Source organism: Cryobacterium sp. TMT1-2-1, from assembly GCF_004403955.1.
Taxonomy (GTDB): Bacteria; Actinomycetota; Actinomycetes; order Actinomycetales; family Microbacteriaceae; genus Cryobacterium; species Cryobacterium psychrotolerans.
The window spans coordinates 1-24,551 of record NZ_SOHC01000051.1; the positions used below are offsets into that span (position 1 = coordinate 1).

Genomic DNA, 24,551 nt, shown 5'->3' on the forward strand with positions numbered 1-24,551 from the left:
CTGCGGGCGGGGCCGGGGCGGCCTGGGCCCGGGCCGCTTCGGGCCCATGCTCCGCCGCGGCGCGCTCGACGTCGGCGTGGGTGATCGCGCCGTGCTTGCCGGTGCCGCGGAGCCGGGCCGTATCGACGCCGAGCTGGCGCGCGAGGTGGCGCACCGGAGGAGAGACGAAGCCGAGTGCCGGCTCCTTCGCGGGCGGCTTCTCGGCGGGCGGCTTCTCGGGCTTTCTGGCGAGCTTCTCGGCGGCTTTCTCGGCGGGCTTCTCCGCCCGCGCCCGGGGTGCCGGCCGGGCCGGTTCGGCACCCTCGGCGGGGGTGCCCGTGATCCGCGCCAGCGGGGTGCCGATCGGAACCGTAGTGCCGACCTCGACGAGCAGGTCGGCGACCACGCCCTCCTCGAAGGTCTCCACGTCCATCACGGTCTTCTGGGTGTCGACGACGGCGACGATGTCGCCGCGGTGCACGTAGTCGCCCGGCTTGACCAGCCATTCGATGATCTTGCCGCTCTCCATGTCCGAGCCGAGTGAGGGCATCCGGAAGTCACCCATGCGCCCCCACCGCCTGCCGTGCCGCCGCGACGACTCGCTCCACCGAGGGCACCGCGGCCAGCTCGAGGTGCCTGGCGTAGGGCGTCGGCACCTCGGCGCTGCAGACCCGGCCCACCGGGGCGTCCAAGTCGAAGAACGCGGCCTCGGTGATCCGGGCGCTGATCTCGGCGGAGATGCTGCCGCTGCGCCAGCCCTCGTCGACCACGACGGCGCGGTGCGTTTTTGCCACGGTGGCAAGGATCGCCGCGTCGTCGAGCGGACGCAGGGTGCGGAGGTCCAGCACCTCGGCGTCGATGCCCTCCTCCGCCAGCTGATCCGCGGCGTCGAGGGTGGTCTGCAGCGTTCCGCCGTAGGTGATCAGGGACACGTCGGCGCCCGTTCGGCGCACGGCGGCGGTCTGGATGTCCACCGCGCCGGCGTCATCGTCGAGGTCGCCGGCCATGTTGTAGAGCGAGCCGTGCTCGAAGATCAGCACCGGGTCGGGATCCTCGAGCGCCGTCCAGAGCATCCCGCGGGCATCCGCGAGGGTCGCCGGGGTGAGGATGCGCAGCCCGGGGATGTGCGCGTACCAGCCCTCGAGGCTGTGCGAGTGCTGGGCGGCGAGCTGGCGGCCGGCGCCCGTGGTCATCCGGATGACGACCGGCACGCTGAATTGCCCGCCCGACATGTGCGAGAGGGTCGCCGCGTTGTTCATGATCTGGTCCAGCGCGAGCAGGCTGAAGTTGACGGTCATGATCTCGACGATCGGGCGCATCCCGCCGAGGGCCGCGCCGATCCCGGCCCCGACGAAGCCGGCCTCCGAGAGCGGGGTGTCGCGGATCCGCTCGGGTCCGAACTCCTCCAGCAGCCCGAGGCTCACCGCGAAGCATCCGCCGTATTCGCCGACGTCTTCGCCCATCAGGAACACCCGGTCGTCACGCTGCATCGCGTCGCGCATGGCGGCGCGCATCGCCTCACGGTAGGTCGTCTTCATGGCAGCACCCCGTTCATGGTGCGCCCCGTTCGCTGTAGACGAAGCGGGTGAGCTCGTCGACGGATTCCGGGGTGCCCGCCTCGGCGAAATCCACGGCCGCCTGCACCTCCGCGTCCACCTCCCGCTGCATGGCGTCCCAATCCTTCTTGCGGAGCTGGCCGGCGGCCTCGAGGGCCGTCCGGAGGTGGTCGATCGGGTCACGCTCGAGCCACTGGGCGACCTCGGCCTTCTCCCGGTACCGCTCGGGATCGAACATCGAGTGCGCCCGGAAACGGTAGGTGCGCAGTTCGAGGAAATGCGGTCCTCCTCCGGCGCGCACGGCGTCCGTCGCCCGGCGCGCGGCCTCCTCCACGGCGAGCACGTCCATCCCGTCCACGGCCCAGGCCGGGATTTCGTAGGCGGCCGCCTTCAGGGCGATGTCGGTCTGCGACTCCGAGCGATTCAGCGCGGTGCCCATGGCGTAGAGGTTGTTCTCGCAGCAGAACAGCACCGGCAGCTGCCAGAGCGCGGCGAGGTTGAGGCTCTCGTGGAACTCCCCCTCGGCGACGGCGCCTTCGCCGAAGAAGCATGCGGTGACCCGCGAGCGCCCCGCCATCTTGTCGGCCAGGGCCAGGCCGACCGCGAGGGGCAGGCCGCCGGCCACGATGGCGTTGCCGCCGTAGAACCGAGTGGCCGCGTCGAACAGGTGCATCGACCCGCCGCGCCCGCGGCAGCACCCCTCGGCCTTGCCGTACATCTCGGCCAGGATCGCACCGGCGGAAACGCCCTTGAGGAGCGCATGGCCGTGCTCGCGGTAGGTCGCCAGCACGGCGTCGTCCGGTTGCAGGGTCGCCATCACGCCGGTCGCGACCGCTTCCTCGCCGATGTACACGTGCAGGAACCCGCGGATCTTCGCTTCGCTGTAGAGCTCCACACACTTCTCTTCCAGCCGCCTCACCCGGAGCATCTGGTGGAGCAGATGACGGACGTGCCCCGGGTCGGCGAAGTGCGGCGCCTCGGCCGCCTTGCCGGTCACCGCGGCACCTCCACCGTCGACGTGTCCCCCTCGGGCAGGCCGAGTTCGCGGGCCTTCAGCAGCCGGCGAAGGATCTTGCCGCTGCGGGTGCGAGGCAGCGACTCGGCGAACTCGAGCAGGCGCGGCGCCACGGCGGGGCCGAGCCGCTTGCGGGCGAAGCCGATGATCTCCAGGCGCAGCGCGTCCGTGGGTTCGAACCCCGCGTGCAGCTCGACGAAGGCCTTGACGATCTCGCCGGCGACGGGGTCGGGGACTCCGATCACGCCGGCCTCGGCCACGGCCTCGTGCTCCATCAGCGAACTCTCCACCTCGAACGGTCCGATGAGATGGCCCGACGATTTGATCACGTCGTCCCCGCGGCCGACGAACCAGTAGTAGCCGTCGGCGTCCCGCTTGGCGAGGTCGCCGGTGAGGTACCAGCCGCCGACGAAACAGCGCTGGTAGCGCGCCTCCTCGTTGAGGTAGCCGCGGAACATGGACGGCCAGCCGGGGCGCAGGGCCAGCTCGCCCACGACATCCGGATCGGTCACCAGCACGGCGGTGATGTTGTGCAGCACCGGCTTGCCCTGCTCGTCGCGCGCGACCAGCGCGGCCTCGACGCCGGGCAGCGGCCGTCCCATCGAGCCGGGCCGGATTTCGGTGGCCGCGTAGTTCGAGATCATGATGCCGCCGGTTTCGGTCTGCCACCAGTTGTCGTGCACCGGCTGGCCGAACGCCTCCTGGCCCCAGACCACGACCTCGGGGTTGAGCGGCTCGCCCACGCTGGCCACGAAGCGGAGGGCGGACAGGTCGTGGCCCCTGGCCCGGTCGGCGCCGGCCTTCATCAGCATCCGCAGCGCCGTCGGCGCCGTGTACCAGACCGTGACCCGCTGCTCGGCGAGGATGCGGTACCACCGGTCGGCGTCCAGCTCCTCCTCGTCGACGATGCTGGTCACGCCGTGCACGAGCGGCGCGATCAGCCCGTAGGAGGTGCCGGTGACCCAGCCCGGGTCGGCGGTGCACCAGTAGATGTCGTCGGGGTGCAGGTCGAGCGCGAAGCGCCCGGTGGCGTAGTGCGCGGTCACGGCGTCGTGCACGTGGATCGCTCCCTTGGGCGTTCCGGTCGTGCCGCTCGTGAAGTGCAGCAGTGCCATGTCCTCGCGGTGCGTGGTCGCGATCCCGCCGAACTCCGGGGCGTTGCGCATGAGCTCGGCCAGGTCGAGGGTGCCCGGTTCCGGGGCGCCGTCGGCGTCGACGAGGAGCACGTGCAGCAGCTCGGGAAGTTCGGCGCGGATCGGCGCGACCTTCTTGCGATAGAGCGCCCGGGTCGTGATCAGCGCCCGGCCGGCGCCGAGGTGCAGCCGCTGGCGCACCGGCTCCGGTCCGAAGGCGGAGAAGAGCGGGCAGAAGACGCTCGCGTTCTTCAGGGTGCCGAGCATCGCCACGTACAGCTCGGGGATGCGCCCGAGGAGCGAGAAGACGCGCTCCCCCCGCTCGACGCCGAGTGCGCGCAGCACGCTGGCGAAGCGGTTGGTCTGCTCGAAGAGATCCGCGTAGGTGAGCGCCCGGGTCGTGCCGTCGGCCCGGACGAAGCGCAGCGCATCGCGGGCGGCGTGCGGGCCGGCCGCGTGCCGGTCCACCGCCTCATACGCGATGTTGAGGCCCCGGCCGCCGGGCAGCCCGGACAACCCGCGCCGGGCCGAGTCCCAGGTGAAGGCAGCGCATGTCGCGTCGTAGTCGACGAGATTCGGCTGCACCGGAAAACCGGCGATGTCCTTGTGGATTGTGGGCCAGCGGGTGGCCGACTCGATTCCTGCCGTCATGCCCACATCAAACTCCCGGCGGAGCCTCTGGCATAGGGCACGGAGACCCCCTCGTTCCGGGGTCCCCCGAAATGATGACTTTCGGATTCGGCTCCGCACCTGCAGTATTAGCTACGAAAGCTCCCCGGTTCTTCGTAACCGGAGCTGAGGCAGGGTGACATTCGGGTTGTCGCCCTGCCTCCTTTTTTTTTGCCCCGGCCGCCGCGCGCCAGGGAACGAGAAAATCCTCCGCCTGAGATCGCAGCCCTCGGCATCGACCTGGACTCGCTTCACGAAGTCCTCAGACGGCGTTGAAGTGCGCATTCCGCTCTACCGACTCAAGGAACGGAATCCGACCGCCTTCAAGATCGAGAACTGCCACCCTCCCGAGTACCCAGAAGGTCACCGACGAGGGCAGGGGCCGACCCTTCCCCGCATGCGCTGAGTATGCGAGCAGCGAAATCACTGGCAGCAGCATTGCCCTCACTAACCGACGACGTCCTCGACACCGTCACCATCTGGCTTCGAAACGCAGTAGTCACGCCTTAGTACAGGGGCAGGGACGGATCGATTTCCTTCGCCCACGCCAACACGCCTCCCTGCACATGCTGAATACGGCTGTAGCCCTGCCGTCGCAGCTCAGAGAGTGCCTCAGCCGACCGGATTCCCGCCTTGCAGTACAGCACGATGTTCTGGTCCAGCCGTACCTGCGACACGGCGCCCCCGCCGAGGATGAGAGCCACAGGGATGAGCCGCGACCCGGGGATGCGCACGATCTCGTGCTCCCCCGGCTCCCGCACGTCGATGAGCTCGAAGTCGCAGTCACCGCGCCCTCGCGCGGCCAGCATGCCAGCCAGCTCGCGAACAGACAGACCGGCGCTGGCATCCGTGTCCGGCCGGTGGGATGTTCCGCAGAAGAGCTCATAGTCCACGAGTTCGGTGACCGGTTCGCCGGCGGGGTCCCTGGCGACCGTGATTTCGCGCCAAGACGCGCCCAGCGCATTGAAGAGCAAAACCCGTCCGAGCAATGTACGTCCTACGCCGGTGATCAGTTTCACCGCCTCCGACACCATCATCGCGCCGACCACGCCGCACAGCATGCCGAAGACCCCGCCCTCGCCGCAGCTCCGGACCGATCCAGCCGGCGGAGCCTCCGGGTACAGGTCGCGGTAGCTGGGGCCGTGCTTCGCCCAGAAAACGCTGACCTGCCCATCAAAGCGGGAAACGGATCCCCAGACATACGGTTTGCCCAGAATCGCCGCGGCGTCATTGACCAGATACCTGGTGGCGAAGGTGTCCGAACCGTCCACGATCAGGTCGTAGTCGGCGAACAACGTCAGCGCGTTCGTGCTGTCCAGCCGGGCGTGGTGAAGCCGCACTGCCACCAGCGGGTTGAGCTCGGCAACGGCGTCGCGAGCCGACTCCAGTTTCGACCGCCCGACATCCGCGACGCCGTGGATCACCTGGCGCTGTAGGTTGCTGAGGTCGACGATGTCGTCGTCGATGATGCCGAGAGTGCCGACGCCGGCGGCCGCCAGGTAGAGCAGCACCGGCGAGCCCAGGCCGCCCGCGCCTACCACGAGCACCCGCGAGTTCCTCAGCCGGCGCTGGCCGACGGCGCCGATCTCGGGGATGATGATGTGCCGCGAGTAGCGTTCGGTCTCCGCCACGGTGAGATCGGCGGCCGGTTCGACCAGCGGCGCCACGGCCGACATAGACGCGGCGAGCGCGGATGCTGTGGTGGCAGCGTTCACAGGTCCGGCCGTCCGTCCATCGCCGACGAGGCCAGCGCATGTTTCCGTTTGGGGATGCGCCCGGCCTGCGAGGCCATCCGGCCTGCGATGACGGCGTGCCTGAAGGCGTCGGCCATCCTGACCGGGTCCTGCGCGCGCGTGACGGCTGTGGCCAGCAGCACGGCGTGGCAGCCCAGCTCCATGGCGAGCGCAGCGTCAGAGGCGGTGCCGATTCCGGCGTCGAGCACCACCGGGACTCCGGCGCGGGCAACGATGAGCTCGATGTTGTGCGGGTTGAGAATGCCGAGGCCCGTGCCGATCGGCGCGCCGAGCGGCATCACGGCGACGGCGCCGAGGTGCTCGAGCCTCAACGCCAGCACCGGGTCGTCGTTCGTGTACGCGAACACCTTGAAACCGCGCGCCACCAGCTGTTCGGTCGCATCCACCAACTCGACGGCGTCGGGGAGGAGCGTCTGCTCGTCGGCGATGACCTCGAGTTTCACCCAGTCGGTTTCGAGGGCCTCCCTGGCCAGTTCCGCCGTCAGCACCGCTTCCCTGGCGGTGAAGCAGCCGGCGGTGTTGGGCAGAACGCGGATTCCGTGCTCGACCAGCAGCTCGAACAGAGACCCGGCGGCGCCCGGGCTGTGCCGGCGCATGGCCACCGTGGTGAGCTCCGTGCCGGACGCCAGCAGGGCCGCGCCGAGCCCGTCCAGGCTGGGTGCGCCGCCTGTGCCCATGATCAGGCGGGAGGTCAACGGGATGCCGTCGATCACCAGCGGATCTGGGCCCGGTTGCGTGGTCAGCGTCATGGCTAGCCTCCCTGCGTCGCGGTGACGATCTCGACGTCGTCGCCGGGCATGAGTGTGGTTGTGGCCCACTGGCTTCTCGGCACCACGCCGGCGTTCCGGGCGACGGCGACACCGAGTCGCTTCCCGTCAGTCGCCTGCCCGTTCCCCGCGATCCGGCGGCCGGTGATTTCGCCGACCAGTTCGGTGACGGTCTCGCCCTTCGCCAGGATCCGGGCCGAGCCATTGACGGTGATCTCGGCGGGTTGGGGTTCAGTCATGGGCGGACTCCTTCTGGCTGGGCGGCGGGAACGGGGTGGGCTGAGAAACGGTCGGGGAGGAAACGAGCCCATCTGGCGTCCGCCGTGCCGTCGAGCAGGTGCAGGCAATGCTCGGCCGCGATGGGGGTGAGCAGAACGCCGTGGCGAAAGAATCCGGTGGCGATGACCAGGCCCGGAATGTCGCCGGCTGCCCGCCCGGGGCCGCGGGCGACCCGTCCGAGCAGCGGCGCGTTGTCCGGTGTCCCCGGGCGGGCGCGGGCGGTGACCTCGATGAGTTCCAGTTCGGCCACCGCCGGCACCAGCACCTGGGCATCCCGCAGCAACTGGTGCACACCTCCCGCAGACACCGCGGCTGACCCGTCTTCGCGTTGGGTGGCACCGAGAACGACCGTTCCGTCGGAGCGCGGAACGAGGTAGACGGGAAGGCCGCGAACGAGGCCGCGGATGGTGGCGGTGAGGAGAGGGCGGAGATGCTCCGGGACGCGCAGCCGGAGGATCTCGCCGTAGACCGGGCGCAGCGGCAGCGCCAGCCAATCCGGCAGCCCGCCCAGCCGGGCGGCGGCCAGGCCGTTGGCAACGATGACCTCGCCCGCCGTGACCGTGGAGCCGTCCGCCAGGGTGACCCCGACAACGCGGGAGGAAGCATCAGCCGGATTCTCGTGCACGAGCCCGGCCGCGTTCTGCCTGAGGAACGCCTCCTGGGTCCAGTGGTTCGCCGCCGCGGCCTGGCCAATGGCGGATTCCAGCCGGTGCGCCAGCAGCCGGGGGTCGACCTGGTGGTCCTGCGGGGTGTTGAATGCGCTTGACAGCTGCGGGCTGAGCAGGGGTTCCTGGGCGCGTGCTGCGCGGATGGTCAGCGGTTCCACGGCCAGACCGTGCCTGAGTTGCGCCTCGCGCAGGTCGGCCAGCGACCGCCGGTCTGCCGCGTCGGCGCCAACGGTGATGGTCCTGGTCGTCCGGTAGCCGGCGTCAGCGGCGGCCACACCCAGGGACTCGACAAATGCCGGGTACAACGCCGCGGAAGCCAGCGTGAGCTCGAGCAGGTCTTCCTCCTGATAATGCAGCTCGCTGACGGGAGCCAGCATCCCTGCGGCGGCATACGTAGCCCCGGTGGCGGGCGCGGGGTCGAGGACGGTGACGGTGCGGCCGGATCGCGCGGCCGTCCAGGCTATCCCCAGCCCGATGATGCCGGCGCCAATGACGACGACGTCCACGGCGCGCTCAGCCATGAACCCGGTGCATTTCGGTCTGGGTCCGGAGTGGGGCCGACTCGCGGAAATCGCCTTTATGGTGGGTCACATGGATCATGATCACGCCCGGCTGTACCTGTGCACCGACGCCCGGAAATCGCGCGGCGATTTCGCCGAGTTCCTCGATGCCGCCTTCGCCGGGGGTGTGGACATCATCCAGCTCAGGGACAAAACCATCGAGGCCGCGGAGGAACTGGAGCTCCTCGAGATCCTCCGTGACACCGCAGAGCGTCACGGGAAGCTCTGGGCCGTCAACGACCGGGCCGACATCGCAGTCCTGGTCGAGGCCCCGGTGTTCCACATCGGGCAGAAGGACCTGCCGCTGGCCTCCGCCCGCAAGCTGCTCGGTGAGACGGCCGCGATCGGCCTCTCCAGCCACACGCCGGAGCAGATCGACGCCGCCCTGGCCGCCGAGGCGCTGGACTACTTCTGTGTCGGTCCGGTCTGGGCCACGCCGACGAAACCGGGGCGTGCCGCGGTGGGGACCGCGCTGGCCGGGTACGCGACTGAGAGGATCAGAGCGACGGGAAGCAACCTGCCCTGGTACGCAATTGGCGGCATTGACCTGACCAACATCGAGCAGGTCGTGGTGGCCGGCGCGACTCGCGTCGTCGTGGTTCGCGCGATCACCGAGGCGGATGACCCGACGGATGCCGCGCAGCGGCTGCTCGCTCACCTGCCCCCGCTGCGCTAGCCGCTCGTCCGCTCTCATGACGAGGCGCCCGCATGCAGCCGGGGCGCGTCGAAGAAGTCCAGCTCGCACCGCGAGGACTGGGCAAACGCCGTTCTCATGGCCGCTCGCTCCTGGGCGGAGGCGTTGCCCGCCGCCTCGTCGGTGAAGGCGATGGCCTGCCGGGTGGCCGCGGCGAAACCCTCGTCGGCGTAGGTCTCGAGCCACGCCGCGTAGGGGTGCACGCTGCCGTCGCCGCGAGCAAGGAACCGGGCATGGAGCCGGTCGCCCACGTCCGCGTAGAGCCAGTAGCACGGCAGGATCGCGGCCACCAGGACCGCATAGCTGCCCTGCACGCTGGCGGCCAACAGGTGGTCCAGGTAGCCCTTGGTGACGGGGCCGAGTTTCCGCGGCGCGGTGTCAGCGCCCAGCCAGGTGCGGTGCAGGTCTGATTCAACCTCCAGGCACACCCGGGCGGAGTTGGCCCAGAACAGCTGGGCGGACTCGGTCGGGGCCAGGGCGCTGGCCCGGGCAAGCACGCGCGAGTAGGTGTTCAGGTAGAGCGCATCCTGCGCCAGGTAGTAGGAGAACTCCGCTTCGTCGAGGGTCCCGTCGCCGAGCGCCTCGATGAACGGCAGGTCGAAGATGGCCGTCCGGGTGGGTTCGATGTCCTGCCAGAGACTCCGGCTGAATTCCTGCCCGACCGGAGCCTTCCCGGCGAAGAGCCGGTGGAAGTGGTGGATCGGCCCGTTGCCTGCGCCGACCTCCAGGTCGTCCGCGTGCACCAGGGCGTCGTGCAGCCAGGCCTTGACCTGCGCCAGCGAGTCGGCCCAGTCCCCGGTCCGCGCCTGCACCGTGGCCATGGCGGAGGACAGCGAACAGCCGGTGCCGTGCGTGTTGCTCGTCTCCACCCGGGGCAAGGCGAACTCCACCACGGTGTCCGCCAACAGCCCGTGGCTGTTGACCAGGGCGTCGGGGCAGCTCTCGCCGGTGAGGTGTCCCCCCTTGACCAGCACAGTGACCCCGGTCGCCGCCGACAGGCGCCGGGCCTGCTCCACCGCCTCCGACCAGTTTTCGGCCGGCGGCTCCCCCAGCAGCACGGCCAGCTCCGGCAGGTTGGGCGTGACCAGGTCGACGAGCGGCACCAGGTTCCGCAGGGCCTGCTCCGCGGAGGGCTCCAGCAGCCGGTCGCCGCTGGTGGCCACCATGACCGGGTCGAGCACGACGAGCGGTGGGCGGTTGGCCTCCAGCCAGGACCGCACCTCCCGGATGACTGCGACGTCTGCCAGCATCCCGATCTTGACCGCATCGATCGTCACGTCCTCGCTCACCGCGTCCAACTGTTGCCGGAGGAACTCCACCGGGGGAGTGTGCACGGCGCGTACCCCGCACGTGTTCTGCGCCACGAGGGCGGTGACCACGGCCATCCCGTAGCCTCCGTTCGCGGCGATGCTCTTCAGGTCGGCCTGGATGCCCGCGCCGCCCGTCGGATCGGTCCCGGCGATGCTCAGCACCCTCGGCGTGACTCTCAACTCGAGGCCTGGGGCGACGTGCGTGTTCATCTGCGACATCCCTTCGCTAGTGCTAACTAGACAGGTTCAACGGGTTTCATCTCAGCTCCCGCATCCGGCGGAGCACCCCGTGTCAATCTGGAAAGCCTACAAGACCGTTCCCCGGGAGCGGCGCGGATTACGGCCACGCGGCCTGGAGCAGGATCGGCGTGCCGGCCACGATGAGCCCCAGGGCGAGCAGAGCGGAGTCAGCCGGCAGCCAGGGTGCGGGCTCGGCCCAGGTCCGGCGGACGCCTGCGCTGCGGCCGGCCGAGAAGCCGCGCGCCTCCATTGCCACGGCCATCCGGCCCGCCTGGCGCAGCGACTGCACCAGCAGGGCGAAGGTCATGGCCGCCGCTTGCCGGCTCCTGGTGCTCGGTCCACGCCCGGCGTCCAGTCCCCGCACCCGCCGGATGCGGCGCAGCTGGTCCCACTGCCGGCCCAGGCCCTCGAAGCGTTGCAGCGCGGCGACGGCCGCGACAACGGGTCGCGCGGGCAGCCGGAGTCGCTGGGCGAGGTGGTCACCGAGCGCGAACGGATCCGCGGAGCCCGCGAGCAGAACTCCGGGCAGCACGAAGAAGGCCACCCGCAGGCCGGCCGTGACGCCCGCCAGCGGGTCCTGTCCCGTGCTGAGCAGCCAATTCGAGAACCCCACGGATGCGACGGCGAGCAACCCGGGGATCAGCCGGACGGACGGACGAGCCCAGCCGAAGACCAGCGGAGCCAGGAGCAACTCGACCGCGACGCACGCCGCGGCCACACGGACATCGGTGATGGCCAGCCCGCCGACGATCAGCAACAGGGATGACCCGAGCAGCGACAACGGCCCACAGCGTCTCGCGAGGCCGGTGGGGCGGGGCCGGCGGCGGGGCACAGGTGCCGGTGTGTCCGCGTCGCCGCTGCCCTCGGCCACGGCGGATGCCCCGACCGGCGTCGCCGCGGCATCCGTCAACGCCCCCCTGCCGTGCTCGAGGTGGATCCTTCGGTCGGCCAGTGCGATGAGCAGAGGATCGTGGGTGGCGACGACGACGGCGACGCCGGCGGCCCGGGCGGACAGGATCAGCCCGGTCACGGCAGCCCAGGTGTCACGGTCCTGCCCGACCGTCGGCTCGTCGAGCACCAGCACCGACGGCCCGTGGGCGAGCGCTCCGGCGAGCGCAAGCCGCCGGAGCTCGCCACCGGAGAGCTCGTGCGGGTCGGCGTCCCGCAGCGCCGACAGGCCGAGCGCCTCGATCAGGCCGTCGGCTCGCTGCGTGGACGCCTTTTCGTCCAGGCCGAGCGCCCGGCTCGTGCTCAGCACATCATTCAGGACCGTGCGGGCGACCACGGCGAGTTCGGCATGTTGCGGCACCCAGCCGACACGACGTGCGAGGTCCGTGGACGACCACCGGGCCGGGTGCGGGCCGACGCCGGCGGCCAGCTCCCGTCCCGCGCTCACCGTCCCGGAGGTGGGCAGCTCGAGGCCGGCCAGCAGCGCAGTGAGCGTCGACTTGCCTGCTCCGCTGACGCCGACGATTGCCAGGACCTCGCCGGAACGAACGCTGGCGTCGACGCGCGAGAGCGCCTGCACCGAGGCAGGCACGGCCTGGCCCCCGGGCGACGCAAGCCCGGCGCGCGGACGGCGGACCACGCCGACGGCATCCGCCCGGATCACAACCGAACCGACCGGCCCGCCCGGCAAAGCCGGAAGGCACAACTCCGGAGGCAACCCGCGGGGAACCGGGGCCGGGAGGCCCGGAGCCCAGACACCCTGCAATGCCGGCGCCGCGCCGCGCTCCAGCAGCGTCTCCGCAACGGTGCCGTCTGCGCTGATTCTTCCGTCGGCGTCCAGGATGATCACCCGGTCGACCTCGTCGAGCCAGGGGTCGAGTTGGTGTTCGACCAGCACCATCGTGGCGCCCGAGGCGCGGCCCGCCACCCAGATCGCCGCGCGCACCGTGTCCGCGGCCGAGCGGTCGAGCATCGAGGTGGGTTCGTCGAGCAGCACGAGCCGGGGGGCCAGTGCGAGCACGCCGGCGAGCGCGAGGCGTTGCGCCTCGCCGCCGGACACCGCGTCCACCGGATGGTCCGGGCCATAGGGGAACCCGACCGCGTCCAGCGCCTGCTGCACCGCGGTCCAGATCTGCTCCAGGGGCAGGCCGGCGTTCTCCGGGCCGAAGGCCACCTCGCGTCCCACTCGAGGGGCGACCATCGCGTCCGCCGGGTCCTGCACGAGCAGCCCGGCCGGGGCGCCATGCAGGTGCGGGTCCCGGCCGTCGACGCCGATCGATCCGGCGAGGTCGCCGGCATCCGTCGTGGTGAGCACGCCGGCCAGCGCGCGCAGCAGGGTCGACTTACCGGAGCCGCTCGGTCCGGCCAGCAGGATGCGCTGCCCCTCCTCGATCTGCAGGGTCACGTCGTGCAGGACCGGCGTTGCACGCCCGAACGGGCGCCAGGTCAGCTCGTGCACCTCCACCCGCGCTCCGCGCGCGCGCGGCGGGCGGTGCGGCGGAGCGGCGGGCGCGGGCCGGTCAGCGGGTCGCGCGGGACTCACGGAATTCCTGGCCGGCAGGGAAGGCATTGAGGGCACCGGAGCGGGCGAGCGCCCGCACGAGTGCCAGGCCGCCGAGGCCCGCGATCAGGGCGCCGGACGCGACACCGCAGGCGAGGTAGGCGAGCTTCCATGCCGGGGAGTAATCGGCCGTGTACGCCCACCATTCGTAGCCGACGATTTCCAGGATCGCGGCGGCGACGCCGCCGAGCACGGCCGTTGCGGCGCCAAAGCGCCGCCAGCGAACCAGGGCGAGCACCAGCTCGACGCCGAGGCCCTGCAGCAGTCCGGACAGGAGCACGGCGACTCCCCACCCGTTGCCCAGCAATAGCTCGACATTGGCCGCGACGAGCTCGGTGAAGAGCGCGGCGCCTGGGCGCCGGATGACCAGTCCGCCGACGACGGCAGGGATCAGCCAGACGCCGAGCGAGAGCTCACCCGCCGGGGGAAAGCCGACGGTCACGACGCTGAGCAGCGGGTAGATGAACGTGTCGAATCCCCAGAAGGCGACACCGAACGCCACGGCGAGCATGGCGGCGGTGATCAGGTCGACCCCGCGCCAGGCGGTCAGCCGGCCGGAGGCGAGTATGGTGCTCTTGGGTGCACCGGGCGACGATGCGTCCCGAACCGTCGTGTCTTGCGTAGTCATGTTGTTCCTGTTCCCGTGGATTCCGATGGATACCGCGGGGACGTTCCCTCAGGCCGCGCTCGCCCGGGCAAGCCCGGCGGGGCACGGCACGAAGGCACGTGAGATTTCCCGACTCCCTTCGCCGGTGCTAACCGGAGCAGGTTCGAGGGTCTGCGGCTTCCCGCACTCTCAGCGCAGTGAAGCGCTCCCCTGTCGTTCACCGATGATGTTACATGGGCACTCGCGCGACGGGACCGGCCGTGCGGCGCATTTCACTATGTGACGTGCCCGAGTCAGCCGCACCCTCGGTGGTCGATGTACGCAGAAAAACGAGCAACCTCGTGCGGGGAAGTCCACCGGCAAACCGCGAGACGCTGGACAGCCCCGGCTGGGATGATGCCGGACCGGCCTCAGCCGGCTGAGATAGCCCTGGCCGCTGAAGCTATAGCCCGGTTCTGCAAAAGGTGCGGAATTTACGCGGGCCAGCGGACAAGCTTGAAGATCATCCGCTCCCGCTATCCGGAAACGACAAATGGCCTCCGAAATCTCGGAGGCCATTCGTTTTGGGACGAGTTCTTGGAACAGAATCAACCAGTTCTAAGAACAACCCCCGTGGCGGTACCGGTGGGATTTGAACCCACGGTGGAGTCTCCCCCACACAACTTTTCGAGAGTTGCACCTTCGGCCGCTCGGACACGGTACCGGGGTCGATTGTAGTTGAGTCGGACGTCCCGGCGCGAATCCGCGCGAGCACGCGCCCAGCCGCCAATCAGCGGATGCCCAGAGCAGGGTTGTATTCTCGGCGGGTGATATCCCTGAACCAGCGACTCCGCTCCCTCGTCCTGACCGCCGGCACCGTGGCTGCGGCGGCAGGAATCGGTGCTGCCGCCACGTTCAACTACAAGAAGTTCCGCCTCCGGCTGGCCGAGAACGCGGCAGTGCTGAACGAGACCCTGCCGATCCACTCGCAGTGGTGGAGGGATCACGCCAAGGAGAAGGGCGAGCTGCTCTACGTCGCCATCGGTGACAGCGCGGCGCAGGGCATCGGCGCGAGCAAGCCCAACCGGGGGTACGTCGGGATCCTGGCCGATCACATCCGCCTGAGCACCGAGCGCACCGTGCGGGTGATCAACCTCAGCGTGTCCGGCGCCACCGTGCACCTGGCCGTGCGCGACCAGCTGCCGCGCTTCGTGAAACTCGACCCCGACGTTGTCACGATCGCCATCGGTGCAAACGACATCGCGCTGTGGGATGCCACGCTCTTCGAGACCGGGATCCGGCAGATCTTCGCAGCCCTCCCCGCCCATGCGATCGTCGCCGACCTGCCGTGCTTCCACCTGCCCCACAACGAGCGCAAGGTGGCCGAGGCCAACGGCATCCTGCGCGGCGTCGCGGCGGAGTTCGGGCTGAGCGTGGTTCCGCTGCACACGACGACCAAACGGCAGGGCCTGCGGAGCGTCGCCACCCAGTTCGCGAACGACTTCTTCCACCCCAACGACCGCGGCTACCGGGTCTGGGCCGAAGCGTTCCTGCCCGAACTCAGCGCCGACATCGCGCGTCGGATTCCCCAGGCCAGCGCCGACGCGCAACCCGGCGTCGGTGGCCCCGGCTAGGCTCGCTGGCATGGCCAAGCCCCTCTCGACTTTCCGCTGCACAGAGTGCGGCTGGACCACCCCGAAATGGGCGGGTCGCTGCGGCGAGTGCCAGCAGTGGGGCACCGTTCTCGACGCCGCAGAAAAGGCCGGGATCGGCCGCTCTGTCAAGCCGACGACGGTAACCGGCGACGGCATCGCCCGGCCCATCACGCACGTCGACACGACCTCGGTCGCGCACTGGCCCACCGGCATCAACGAATTCGACCGGGTGCTCGGCGGCGGCATCGTTCCCGGCTCGGTGATCCTGCTGAGCGGTGAGCCCGGCGTCGGCAAGTCCACGCTCCTGCTCGAGGTCGCGTCGAAGGCGGCGGCCGCCAAGTCCCGCGTGCTCTACGTGAGCGCCGAGGAGTCCGTGAGCCAGGTGCGCCTCCGGGCCGAACGCACCGGCGCGCTCCAGCCCGAGCTGTACATCGCCGCCGAGACCGACCTCGCCACCATCCTCGGCCAGATCGACGCGGTGAAGCCCGACCTCGTCATCGTCGACTCGGTGCAGACGGTCGCCAGTTCGCTCTCCGACGGCCTCGCGGGCATGCCCAGCCAGGTGCGGGAGGTGGCATCCACCCTCATTCGCGTGGCCAAGGACCGCAACCTGCCCATCCTGCTCGTGGGCCATGTGACCAAGGACGGCTCGATCGCGGGGCCGCGGCTGCTCGAACACCTGGTCGACGTGGTCTGCCAGTTCGAGGGCGACCGGCAGACGGCGCTGCGGTTCGTGCGCGCGCTCAAGAACCGGTTCGGGCCCACCGACGAGGTGGGCTGCTTCGAGATGACCGGCGACGGCATCGCCGAGGTGCCCGACCCGAGCGGGCTCTTCCTCAGCCGAGGCACCGATCCGGTCTCCGGCACCTGCGTCACGGTCGCCCTCGAGGGTCGGCGGGCGATGCCCGTCGAGGTGCAGGCCCTCGTCGTGGCGAGCCAGGCTCCGAACCCCCGCAGGGTGACGAACGGCGTCGACCCTTCACGGGTGGCCATGCTCCTGGCCGTGCTCGAGAAACGCGCCGGCCTGCAACTGGGCGGAATGGATGTCTACGTGTCGACGGTCGGCGGCATCCGTCTCACCGAGCCTGCCGCCGACCTGGCGATCGCCCTGGCCATCGCGTCGGCGGTGCGGGACCGTCCGATCGCACACACCGTGGCCGCGTTCGGGGAGATCAGCCTGGCCGGCGAGATCCGCGCCGTCTCCGCGGCGACGCAGCGCGCCGGCGAGGGCGTGCGACTGGGCTTCACGACCCGCATCGACGTCGCGAGCGGATCGATCGCCACCGCCGTAAGCCAGGCGCTGGCCACCGGCGTGCCCGACCGCGAGGCCGAGCTCGACCGGGCCTTTTAGGCCGACACCGCCAGCACGGATGCGAGCGGCACCGCCCCGCCTACCCGTGGGGGCGATTATTCCCCGCCCTCGCCCTCCGCGGGGAGCGGTCCGAGCGCCCGCATCAGGTCCGCCGGGGCGGCCTGCATCACATGCGGACCGGCGATGTCGAAGAACACCATTTCCAGCGTTTGCTCGTGCACGGTGAGGAACTCGCGCAGCCACTGCGCGTCGCCGACCATGACCCGAGGGTCGGGGTCGTCCGGCAGCATCCGGGCGTAGTTCTCGGTCGACGAGAAGAGCAGCAGCATCCGCTTGTCCGAGCCTTCGCGGCCGAAGACCCGAACCTGCTCGGCCCGACCGTTGACGACGAGTTGCGGAACGATGATCACGTCGTTGCGCAGGGCGTAGGCCACGGCGACGACGTCCTGCGCGGCGAGGGCCGCGGCGAGGGGCTCGGAACGGGTGGGAGGAGTGGGTTCGGTCACCAATCCATTCAACCAGCCGGCGCCGCTGCAGGTCCAAGCGAAAGCACCTGCCGTGAGCGAACGATCGCTCGGTGCAGCGGCACGGACCTCAGTACAGCAGGAACTGCTTCGGCGTCTCGGATTCGATTCCGTCGACGCTGACCCGCAGGTGGTACGACGCACCACCGGCCGGCGCCGCGTCGCGGGTGGCCGCGTCGCAGGTGTCCTTCGCCGAGCGCACACGCTGCCAGGCGACAGGCGTGGTCGAACTGATCGGGTCGCCGGGCTCGAGCAGGACCGCCTGGTCGGCCGAGTCCTGCTGGCAGTCGGTGGATGTCCAGTAAACGTCCTTGCCGCTCGAGATCGTGAAGACCTGCTTGGAGGTTCCGGCGTTGATGGTGCAGGAGGTGTCGCCGGTGTTGGTGACACTCAGGGAGAGCTGGGGCAACTTGCCCGGCTCATACTTGACCGCATCGGTAATCGCTTCGACCTGCACATGGGCGGCAACGCAGGGGGCGCCCGCGACCGCGGGTTCCGGGGTCGGCTTCGGCGCGGCATCCGTCGCGGGGGCGGAAGCGGACGCGGCCGGCGGCGTGGGGTCGACCGGTTCGCCGCGGCTGGAACCGGGCTTCACGATGATGAGGACGATGATGACGAGCACGGCCAGCAGGCCCAGCCCCACCATGAGGCGGCGGCGCCGGTACACGGTGCTGGACTGGCGACCACCGGAGTTCTTTGTCGTCGACATGCCCCAAGGTTAACGAGCCGTCGCGCCGCTGCCCGGTAATGGCGTGCGTGTCGGCGGAATGGTTCAGGCCAGACGCTTGACCATGCGGGTGTTGCCGAGCGTGTTCGGCTTGACCCGCGCGAGGTCGAGGAATTCCGCGACGCCCTCATCGTGTGATCGCACGAGTTCGGCGTACACGGCGGGATCGACGGTCTCGGAGCCCATGTCGACGAAACCGTGCCGGCTGAAGAACGGCACCTCGAAGGTCAGGCAGAACAGACGGCTCAGGCCGAGTTCGCGGGCATCCGCCTCGAGGCGGTCCAGCAGCGCGTGGCCGACGCCGTGGCCGAGCCAGTCCGCCGACACGGCCAGGGTGCGCACCTCGGCGAGGTCCTCCCACATCACGTGCAGGGCGCCGCAGCCGATCAGGCGCCCCTCGGCGTCCTCGGCCACCCGGAATTCCTGGACGGCTTCGTAGAAGACGACCCGGTCTTTACCGAGCAGGATGCCCTCCTGGATGAGCGGCTCGACGAGCGCCTGGATGCGCGGCACATCACTGGTGCGCGCCCGGCGCACCGAGTAGCCCTGCACTGCGTGGTCCTGCCCTGCGTGGTCCTGCGCTGGCACGCTCGGCCCTCTCTCGTCGTTCTCACCCGGAACGTCCAGTCTACGGATTCCGCTCCGCTCCCCCGCCCTCATGACGAAAGCCGAAGGGGCCCGCGGATTGCTCCGCCGGGCCCCTTCCCGTGAGTTGCCCCGGGTGCCGGACTACTCGCTGGTCACCGCGAGGTCGGGTGTGCCCGACCCGGTGCCGATGCTGGCGGTCGCGTTGACGCCGATCCCGACGGCCGACTCGCGCACGGTCGTCGTGAAGACGAACTCGCCGGCCTGGAAGTCCACGTGCACGTGGTCGCCCGCATTGAGCTCGCCCTGCAGGATTTTCTCCGACAAGCGGTCCTCGATTTCGTGCTGCACCGCGCGGCGCAGCGGCCGGGCGCCGAGCGCGGGGTCGAAGCCGACCTCGATCAGCCGCTCCTTGGCAGGGAGGGTGAGCTCGACGGTCATGTCGCGGTCGAGCAGGCGGTCGCTCAGGCGCTTGATGAACAGGTCCACGATCTGCAGCAGTTCCGGCTTGGACAGCTGAGGGAAGACGATGATCTCGTCGACGCGGTTGAGGAACTCGGGCTTGAAGTTCTTCTTCAGCTCTTCCTTCACCTTGCCGGCCATCCGGTCGTAGCCCGTCGAGGTGTCGCCCTCGAGCTGGAAACCGACGGGTCCGCCGCTGATGTCCTTCGTGCCGAGGTTGGTCGTCATGATGATCACGGTGTTCTTGAAGTCGACGACGCGACCCTGGCCATCCGTCAGCCGGCCCTCTTCCAGGATCTGGAGGAGCGAGTTGAAGATGTCGGGGTGTGCCTTCTCGATCTCGTCGAACAGCACCACGCTGAACGGCTTGCGGCGCACCTTCTCGGTGAGCTGGCCGCCCTCTTCGAAACCGACGAACCCGGGAGGGGCACCGAACAGCCGGGAGACGGTGTGCTTCTCGCCGTACTCGCTCATGTCGAGCGAGATCATGGCGGCCTCGTCGTCGAACAGGAACTCGGCGAGCGCCTTGGCCAGCTCGGTCTTGCCGACGCCGGTGGGGCCGGCGAAGATGAACGAACCGCTCGGGCGCTTCGGGTCCTTGAGCCCGGCACGGGTGCGACGGATCGTCTTGGCGAGGGCCGAGATGGCTTCCTCCTGGCCGATGACGCGCTGGTGCAGGGCCTTCTCCATGAAGACGAGCCGCGAGGACTCTTCCTCGGTGAGCTTGAAGACCGGGATGCCGGTGGCCTGCGCGAGAACCTCGGCGATCAGGCCCTCGTCGACGACCGCGGTCGTCTTGACGTCGCCCGACTTCCACTTCTTCTCGAGGCGCAGACGCTCGCCGAGGAGGTTTTTCTCCTCGTCGCGCAGGCTTGCGGCCTTCTCGAAGTCCTGTTCCTCGATGGCGGTTTCCTTGGCGGCACGGACCACGGCGATCTTCTCGTCGAATTCGCGCAGCTCGGGCGGGCTCGACAGGATCGAGAGGCGGAGGCGTGCGCCGGCCTCGTCGATCAGGTCGATGGCCTTGTCCGGCAGGAAGCGGTCGGAGACGTAGCGGTCGGCGAGGTTCGCCGCGGCCACGAGGGCTCCGTCGGTGATGGACACCTTGTGGTGCGCCTCGTACCGGTCGCGCAGCCCCTTGAGGATATTGATCGTGTGCGGCAACGACGGCTCGTTGACCTGGATCGGCTGGAAGCGACGCTCGAGGGCGGCATCCTTCTCGAAGTGCTTGCGGTACTCATCGAGCGTGGTCGCGCCGATGGTCTGCAACTCACCGCGGGCGAGCAGCGGCTTGAGGATGGAGGCCGCGTCGATCGCGCCCTCGGCGGCTCCCGCACCGACGAGGGTGTGGATCTCGTCGATGAAGACGATGATGTCGCCGCGGGTGCGGATCTCCTTGGTGACCTTCTTCAGGCGCTCCTCGAAGTCACCGCGGTAGCGGCTGCCGGCGATGAGCGAACCGAGGTCGAGCGAGTAGAGCTGCTTGTCCTTCAGCGTCTCCGGGACATCGCCCTTGACGATGGCCTGGGCGAGGCCCTCGACCACGGCTGTCTTGCCGACGCCGGGTTCACCGATCAGCACGGGGTTGTTCTTCGTGCGACGGGAGAGGATCTGCATGACCCGCTCGATTTCCTTCTCGCGTCCGATGACCGGGTCGAGCTTGTTGTCGCGTGCGGACTGGGTGAGGTTGCGGCCGAACTGGTCGAGGATCTGGCTGCCCGCGGCGCCGGCCGGCTGCTCGTTGGCACCCACCTGCACCTGCTCCTTGCCCTGGTAGCCGGAGAGGAGCTGGATGACCTGCTGGCGCACCCGGTTGAGGTCGGCGCCGAGTTTGACCAGCACCTGGGCGGCAACGCCTTCGCCCTCGCGGATGAGGCCGAGCAGGATGTGCTCGGTGCCGATGTAGTTGTGGCCGAGCTGCAGCGCCTCGCGGAGGCTGAGCTCGAGCACCTTCTTGGCGCGCGGCGTGAACGGGATGTGCCCGGTCGGCTGCTGCTGGCCCTGGCCGATGATGTCCTGCACCTGCTCGCGCACGGCGTCGAGCGAAATGCCCAGGCTCTCGAGGGCCTTCGCGGCGACGCCTTCACCCTCGTGGATCAGCCCGAGCAGGATGTGCTCGGTGCCGATGTAGTTGTGGTTGAGCATCTTGGCCTCTTCCTGGGCCAAAACGACGACGCGACGAGCTCGGTCGGTGAATCTCTCGAACATGATTACTCCCTTGGCGCCAGGGGCAGTTGTGGCGCCGATACATCGAGAGTAACCAGCGAAACTGGGTTGCAGGCGCTTGTTCGCCCTAGGCGTGACGGATGACGCTCGCGCGGAGCCGAGGCCACGGTCGGCCGCGGGCCCCGTCTGCCCTTGCGAGTAGTCATACCCGCGCAAATAATGGCGCGACGAAGCGTGGGGCAAGCGCGAGAGTGCTGCGATGAATCGCACCGAGAACCCCGAGCATGAGATCCCCCGCCTGACCGCGGAGAACGCCCGCCTGCGGGGCCAGGTGGAATCCGGGGCGCTCGCGGCGCGGCCCCGCACGCGAGCGCGGGGCAGGGTTCGCGGGTTCTTCGCCATTCTGCTGATTGCGCTGGGGGCCCTGCTCGCGCCCGTCGCGGTGGTCGCGTTCTGGACGAAGGCGGAGGTCACGGACACCTCCCTCTTTGTGGCGACCCTCGCCCCGCTCGCCGAAGACCCCGCCTTTCAGGCATTCCTCGTCGACGAGATCGTCGTTGCGATCGAAAGACAGGTGGACTTCGAAACGGTCACGTCCGACCTCTTCGACGGGCTCTCGGCGCTCGACCTTCCGCCCCGCGCCGAAGCCGCACTCCGGCTGCTCGAGCAACCTGCCGTGGAGGGCGTCCGCTCCCTCATCCGAACGGCGGCCGAGAAGGTCGTCACCCCCGAGGCCTTCGCGCGGGTCTGGGAGGAGGCGCTGCGGGTCAGCCCCAGCCAGCTCGTGGCAGCCCTGCAAGGCGACGAGTCGGCTGCCCTGGTGATCGGCGAGGCCGGCGATGGGCATCCAGCTGGCGCCCGTCCTGGGCGCGGTCAAGAAGCAACTCGTCGCGCAGGGTTTCACGCTGGCCGAGAGGATCCCCGAGGTCGACCGCACCATTCCGATCGCCCAGTCGGATGCGCTGGTGCAGGTACGCGCGGCCTACCAGCTCCTCAACATCCTCGGCTTCGTACTCCCCTGGGCCAGCGTCCTGCTCCTCGCGGCCGGCGTCATCGTCGCCCGGCGCCGGACCCGGGCCTTGATCTGGGCCGGCCTCAGCCTCGCCCTCGCGATGGTGCTCCTGCGCGCCGGCATCGTGATCGGTCGCATCCTCTTCCTGGGCGCCGTCGTGCGCCGGTTCGCCACGGGCACGGCCGCGCGCATTCGCGCCTCGATGGAGAGCAGCGGGGTGAGCACCGGTCCGTTCGGCGAGTGGCTGCACCGGGCGAGCCGTTACGTGCGGATCGCGGTGGCGCTTGCGGCCGGCGCGGTGGCGCTGTTCGTACGGCCGTTGACGCCCGCCATCATCCTGTGGACCGCCGTCCTGGCCCTGATTGTCATCCTGCTGCTCGAGGTGCTGCGGCGCCCGCCGGTGGAGCCGGGCGTGCCGGTCACGGCGGCCCCCGGGGCCGCGGAGCCGATCCTCACCCCGGGCCCACCCGACGCCCGCGGCTGAGCGGCCGCCCGCTACTGGACGGCGGAGGTCAGCCGGGCGAGATTGTCGAGCACGGTGGAGCGCAGCGGCTGCCGCATCCACTCCTCAAGGGTGAGTTCGCGGCTGTCGGCCCGGTAGCCGTCTTCCACGGAGCGCATTTCCTGAACGAACGACTTGCCGCGCACCATGAGCGAGATCTCGAAGTTGAGGCTGAACGATCGCATGTCCATGTTGCTGGACCCGATCACCGCGACGTCGTCGTCGATCGTGAAGTGCTTGGCGTGCAGCACGTAGGGCGCCTTGTAGAGGTAGACGTGCACTCCGGCGCGCAGCAACTCCTCGTAGTACGAGCGCTGGGCGTGGTGGACGAGCGCCTGGTCGCCGATCTCGGAGACGAACAGCTCGACATGCAGGCCCCGCTGCGTGGCCGTCGTGATCGCGTACATGATCGACTCGTCCGGCACGAAGTACGGGCTGGTGATGATGATGCGTTCCTGTGCGTAGTAGAGCAGGGCCAGGAACAGCCGGAGGTTGTTCTCGCGCACGAAGCCGGGCCCGCTGGGCACGAGCTGGCAGTCCAGCGCCTGGGACAGTGGTTGCTGCCGCACCGGGTGGATTTCCCGGGTCAGCAGGTCGTTCGTTTCGCTGTACCAGTCGGTGATGAAGATCGCGTTGAGCCCGGCGACAATCGGCCCCTCGAGGCGGGTCATCAGGTCTTTCCACTTGAGCCCGCGCCGGATGTTCCGGGGCGCGTTGTAGGTGCGGTCGATGATGTTCTGCGATCCCATGAACCCGACCGTGCCGTCCACGATCAGCAGCTTGCGGTGGTTGCGCAGGTCGGGCCGCTGCCACTTCCCCTTGAGCGGCTGCAGCGGCAGCATCAGCTCCCATTCGACACCGGCCTCGGTGAGCCAGCGGATGGTTTCCTTGTAGCCGACCTGGCGCTTGGATTGGATGTGGTCCATCAGCACGCGCACGGTGACGCCCCGGTCGACGGCCCGCTTGAGCGAGTCGAAGAACGGCGCGGTGGTGGGATCGAGGGCGAGGATGTAGAACTCGACGTTGACGTACTTGCGGGCCTTGTCGATGTCGCTGACCATCGCGGCGAATGTGGCCTCGTAGTCGCCGAGCAGCCGGGCGGTGTTGTCTCCGACGAGCGGCATGGCGCCCAGGTTGCGGTTCAGCTCGACAACGGATTCCAGCCAGGTCGGCCACACATGGTCGCGCCGCACCAGTTCCATGCCGTCGGTGCTGTCGATGATGAACTGGTTGATTTCCGCCTGCATGGCCAGGCGCCGCCTGGGCAGGGTGCGGTAGCCGATCAGGAGGAAGAGCAGAATGCCGATGTAGGGGAGGAAGAAGATGGCGAGCAGCCAGGCCATGCCCGAGGTGGGCCGGCGATTGCGGGGCACGACGATGATGGCGATGACGCGGATGACGAAGTCCACGAGCACGGCCAGCGCGACGATGATTGTCGTGCCGTTGATGTCGGGCATGCGGGCCTAGTTGGCGGGTTTGTCGTGCGAGGCGAGGCCGAGTTTGGCGCGCTCTTCGGCTTCGATCTGCGCGTAGGCCTTCCGTTCGGTGCGGTCGGCATGGATGATGGCGCGCATCACGAACCAGAAAACGAGTCCGATCAAAACGGTGGGCGCGAGCGACCCCAGTGCGTTGGCCCAGAAATCATCCATAGTCCTCCTAGGGTACCCCGCGAAAACGCAGTTGTGCGCGCTAAAACGTCGCTATAACGCGCACAACTGCGGGTTCGCGGGGTGTCGTCGTTACTTGGTCAGGATCCCGTAGACGCCGGAAACGATCAGGTAGAGGCCGACGCCGCTGACGACCACCCAGACGATGATCCGGTTCGTCGACGGCCCCTTTTTGCCGTCTTCCGGCTTCAGCTCGTCCTTGGGCAGATAGCTCATCAGA

At 69.4% G+C, this 24,551-nt stretch carries 23 protein-coding genes, 1 tRNA gene and 2 riboswitches; of the genes, 4 read left to right on the top strand and 20 right to left on the bottom strand.

Features of this window, described 5'->3' with window-relative positions:
• From E3T33_RS09075 to thiO, 8 genes are all read right to left on the bottom strand, one after another.
• A partial coding sequence (locus E3T33_RS09075) for a biotin/lipoyl-containing protein (RefSeq protein WP_134575179.1) occupies positions 1 to 544 on the bottom strand: 544 nt, incomplete at its 3' end.
• Positions 537 to 1,517, bottom strand: a complete 981-nt coding sequence (locus E3T33_RS09080; protein WP_092323440.1) for an alpha-ketoacid dehydrogenase subunit beta — start codon at positions 1,515 to 1,517, stop codon at positions 537 to 539. The genes E3T33_RS09075 and E3T33_RS09080, both read right to left, overlap by 8 nt.
• Before the next feature lie 13 nt (positions 1,518 to 1,530).
• The gene (gene pdhA, locus E3T33_RS09085) at positions 1,531 to 2,532 is read right to left on the bottom strand and encodes a pyruvate dehydrogenase (acetyl-transferring) E1 component subunit alpha (protein ID WP_241982892.1); all 1,002 of its coding nucleotides are present in this window, start codon (positions 2,530 to 2,532) and stop codon (positions 1,531 to 1,533) included.
• On the bottom strand, positions 2,529 to 4,334 hold the full coding sequence (gene acsA, locus E3T33_RS09090) for an acetate--CoA ligase (protein WP_092323442.1): 1,806 nt from the start codon (positions 4,332 to 4,334) through the stop codon (positions 2,529 to 2,531). The genes pdhA and acsA overlap by 4 nt, the downstream gene beginning before the upstream one ends.
• A 524-nt stretch (positions 4,335 to 4,858) precedes the next feature.
• Positions 4,859 to 6,028, bottom strand: coding sequence for a molybdopterin-synthase adenylyltransferase MoeB (gene moeB, locus E3T33_RS09095; RefSeq protein ID WP_092323443.1), 1,170 nt, complete (start codon positions 6,026 to 6,028; stop codon positions 4,859 to 4,861).
• 35 nt (positions 6,029 to 6,063) lie between these two features.
• Positions 6,064 to 6,855 (bottom strand): thiazole synthase, encoded by a 792-nt coding sequence (locus E3T33_RS09100; RefSeq protein ID WP_092323445.1) that lies wholly within the window; start codon positions 6,853 to 6,855, stop codon positions 6,064 to 6,066.
• Positions 6,856 to 6,857: 2 nt separating this feature from the next.
• Positions 6,858 to 7,112, bottom strand: coding sequence for a sulfur carrier protein ThiS (gene thiS / locus E3T33_RS09105; RefSeq protein WP_092323446.1), 255 nt, complete (start codon positions 7,110 to 7,112; stop codon positions 6,858 to 6,860).
• Positions 7,109 to 8,341 (bottom strand): glycine oxidase ThiO, encoded by a 1,233-nt coding sequence (thiO, locus tag E3T33_RS09110; RefSeq protein ID WP_092323448.1) that lies wholly within the window; start codon positions 8,339 to 8,341, stop codon positions 7,109 to 7,111. The genes thiS and thiO overlap by 4 nt, the downstream gene beginning before the upstream one ends.
• 70 nt (positions 8,342 to 8,411) lie before the next feature.
• On the opposite strand from thiO, the gene thiE reads away from it, so the two are divergent.
• The gene (gene thiE / locus E3T33_RS09115; RefSeq protein WP_241982893.1) at positions 8,412 to 9,056 is read left to right on the top strand and encodes a thiamine phosphate synthase; all 645 of its coding nucleotides are present in this window, start codon (positions 8,412 to 8,414) and stop codon (positions 9,054 to 9,056) included.
• A 14-nt stretch (positions 9,057 to 9,070) separates the two neighbouring features.
• Here the strand turns inward: thiE and thiD are convergent, their stop codons facing one another.
• From thiD to E3T33_RS09135, 4 genes are all read right to left on the bottom strand, one after another.
• Positions 9,071 to 10,594 (bottom strand): bifunctional hydroxymethylpyrimidine kinase/phosphomethylpyrimidine kinase, encoded by a 1,524-nt coding sequence (gene thiD, locus E3T33_RS09120; RefSeq protein WP_092323562.1) that lies wholly within the window; start codon positions 10,592 to 10,594, stop codon positions 9,071 to 9,073.
• A riboswitch (TPP riboswitch) is annotated at positions 10,586 to 10,684 on the bottom strand. Its footprint overlaps the gene before it by 9 nt.
• Before the next feature lie 37 nt (positions 10,685 to 10,721).
• Entirely contained in the window at positions 10,722 to 13,037 is a 2,316-nt protein-coding gene (locus tag E3T33_RS09125) for an ATP-binding cassette domain-containing protein (RefSeq protein ID WP_166784452.1), read from the bottom strand.
• A 55-nt stretch (positions 13,038 to 13,092) separates the two neighbouring features.
• Positions 13,093 to 13,761 (bottom strand): ECF transporter S component, encoded by a 669-nt coding sequence (locus tag E3T33_RS09130; protein ID WP_092323452.1) that lies wholly within the window; start codon positions 13,759 to 13,761, stop codon positions 13,093 to 13,095.
• A gap of 96 nt (positions 13,762 to 13,857) precedes the next feature.
• Positions 13,858 to 13,962, bottom strand: a riboswitch (TPP riboswitch).
• 391 nt (positions 13,963 to 14,353) lie between these two features.
• Positions 14,354 to 14,443 (bottom strand) — tRNA-Ser (locus E3T33_RS09135).
• Between the two features lie 103 nt (positions 14,444 to 14,546).
• Between E3T33_RS09135 and E3T33_RS09140 the strand changes: the two genes are divergently transcribed.
• Positions 14,547 to 15,353 (top strand): SGNH/GDSL hydrolase family protein, encoded by an 807-nt coding sequence (locus E3T33_RS09140; protein ID WP_241982894.1) that lies wholly within the window; start codon positions 14,547 to 14,549, stop codon positions 15,351 to 15,353.
• A gap of 10 nt (positions 15,354 to 15,363) precedes the next feature.
• Positions 15,364 to 16,725, top strand: coding sequence for a DNA repair protein RadA (radA, locus tag E3T33_RS09145; protein WP_092323455.1), 1,362 nt, complete (start codon positions 15,364 to 15,366; stop codon positions 16,723 to 16,725).
• A gap of 56 nt (positions 16,726 to 16,781) precedes the next feature.
• Here the strand turns inward: radA and E3T33_RS09150 are convergent, their stop codons facing one another.
• From E3T33_RS09150 to E3T33_RS09170, 5 genes are all read right to left on the bottom strand, one after another.
• Positions 16,782 to 17,192: a dehydrogenase gene (locus E3T33_RS09150; protein WP_241977143.1), complete on the bottom strand. Its 411-nt coding sequence runs from the start codon at positions 17,190 to 17,192 to the stop codon at positions 16,782 to 16,784.
• Positions 17,193 to 17,280: 88 nt separating this feature from the next.
• Positions 17,281 to 17,919: a hypothetical protein gene (locus E3T33_RS09155; protein WP_134575181.1), complete on the bottom strand. Its 639-nt coding sequence runs from the start codon at positions 17,917 to 17,919 to the stop codon at positions 17,281 to 17,283.
• 63 nt (positions 17,920 to 17,982) lie between these two features.
• Entirely contained in the window at positions 17,983 to 18,489 is a 507-nt protein-coding gene (locus tag E3T33_RS09160) for an amino-acid N-acetyltransferase (protein WP_241977154.1), read from the bottom strand.
• Between the two features lie 177 nt (positions 18,490 to 18,666).
• Positions 18,667 to 21,192 carry an ATP-dependent Clp protease ATP-binding subunit gene (locus E3T33_RS09165; protein ID WP_092323461.1) on the bottom strand — a complete coding sequence of 842 codons (2,526 nt, stop codon included), beginning with the start codon at positions 21,190 to 21,192 and terminating at the stop codon, positions 18,667 to 18,669.
• A gap of 160 nt (positions 21,193 to 21,352) precedes the next feature.
• On the bottom strand, positions 21,353 to 21,997 hold the full coding sequence (locus tag E3T33_RS09170) for a hypothetical protein (protein WP_134575183.1): 645 nt from the start codon (positions 21,995 to 21,997) through the stop codon (positions 21,353 to 21,355).
• Between E3T33_RS09170 and E3T33_RS09175 the strand changes: the two genes are divergently transcribed.
• Positions 21,990 to 22,646, top strand: coding sequence for a hypothetical protein (locus E3T33_RS09175; protein WP_134575184.1), 657 nt, complete (start codon positions 21,990 to 21,992; stop codon positions 22,644 to 22,646). The two genes, E3T33_RS09170 and E3T33_RS09175, sit on opposite strands and share 8 nt — an antisense overlap.
• 11 nt (positions 22,647 to 22,657) lie before the next feature.
• On the opposite strand, the gene cls is transcribed toward E3T33_RS09175, so the two are convergent.
• The 3 genes from cls to E3T33_RS15250 all read right to left on the bottom strand — a co-directional run bounded on the left by cls (position 22,658) and on the right by E3T33_RS15250 (position 24,547).
• Complete coding sequence (gene cls, locus E3T33_RS09180) at positions 22,658 to 24,121, bottom strand: cardiolipin synthase (protein WP_092323464.1); 1,464 nt, start codon at positions 24,119 to 24,121, stop codon at positions 22,658 to 22,660.
• Between the two features lie 6 nt (positions 24,122 to 24,127).
• Positions 24,128 to 24,313, bottom strand: coding sequence for a hypothetical protein (locus E3T33_RS09185; protein WP_092323466.1), 186 nt, complete (start codon positions 24,311 to 24,313; stop codon positions 24,128 to 24,130).
• Positions 24,314 to 24,403: 90 nt separating this feature from the next.
• Positions 24,404 to 24,547, bottom strand: coding sequence for a hypothetical protein (locus E3T33_RS15250; RefSeq protein ID WP_166784453.1), 144 nt, complete (start codon positions 24,545 to 24,547; stop codon positions 24,404 to 24,406).
• Positions 24,548 to 24,551 lie beyond the last annotated feature (4 nt).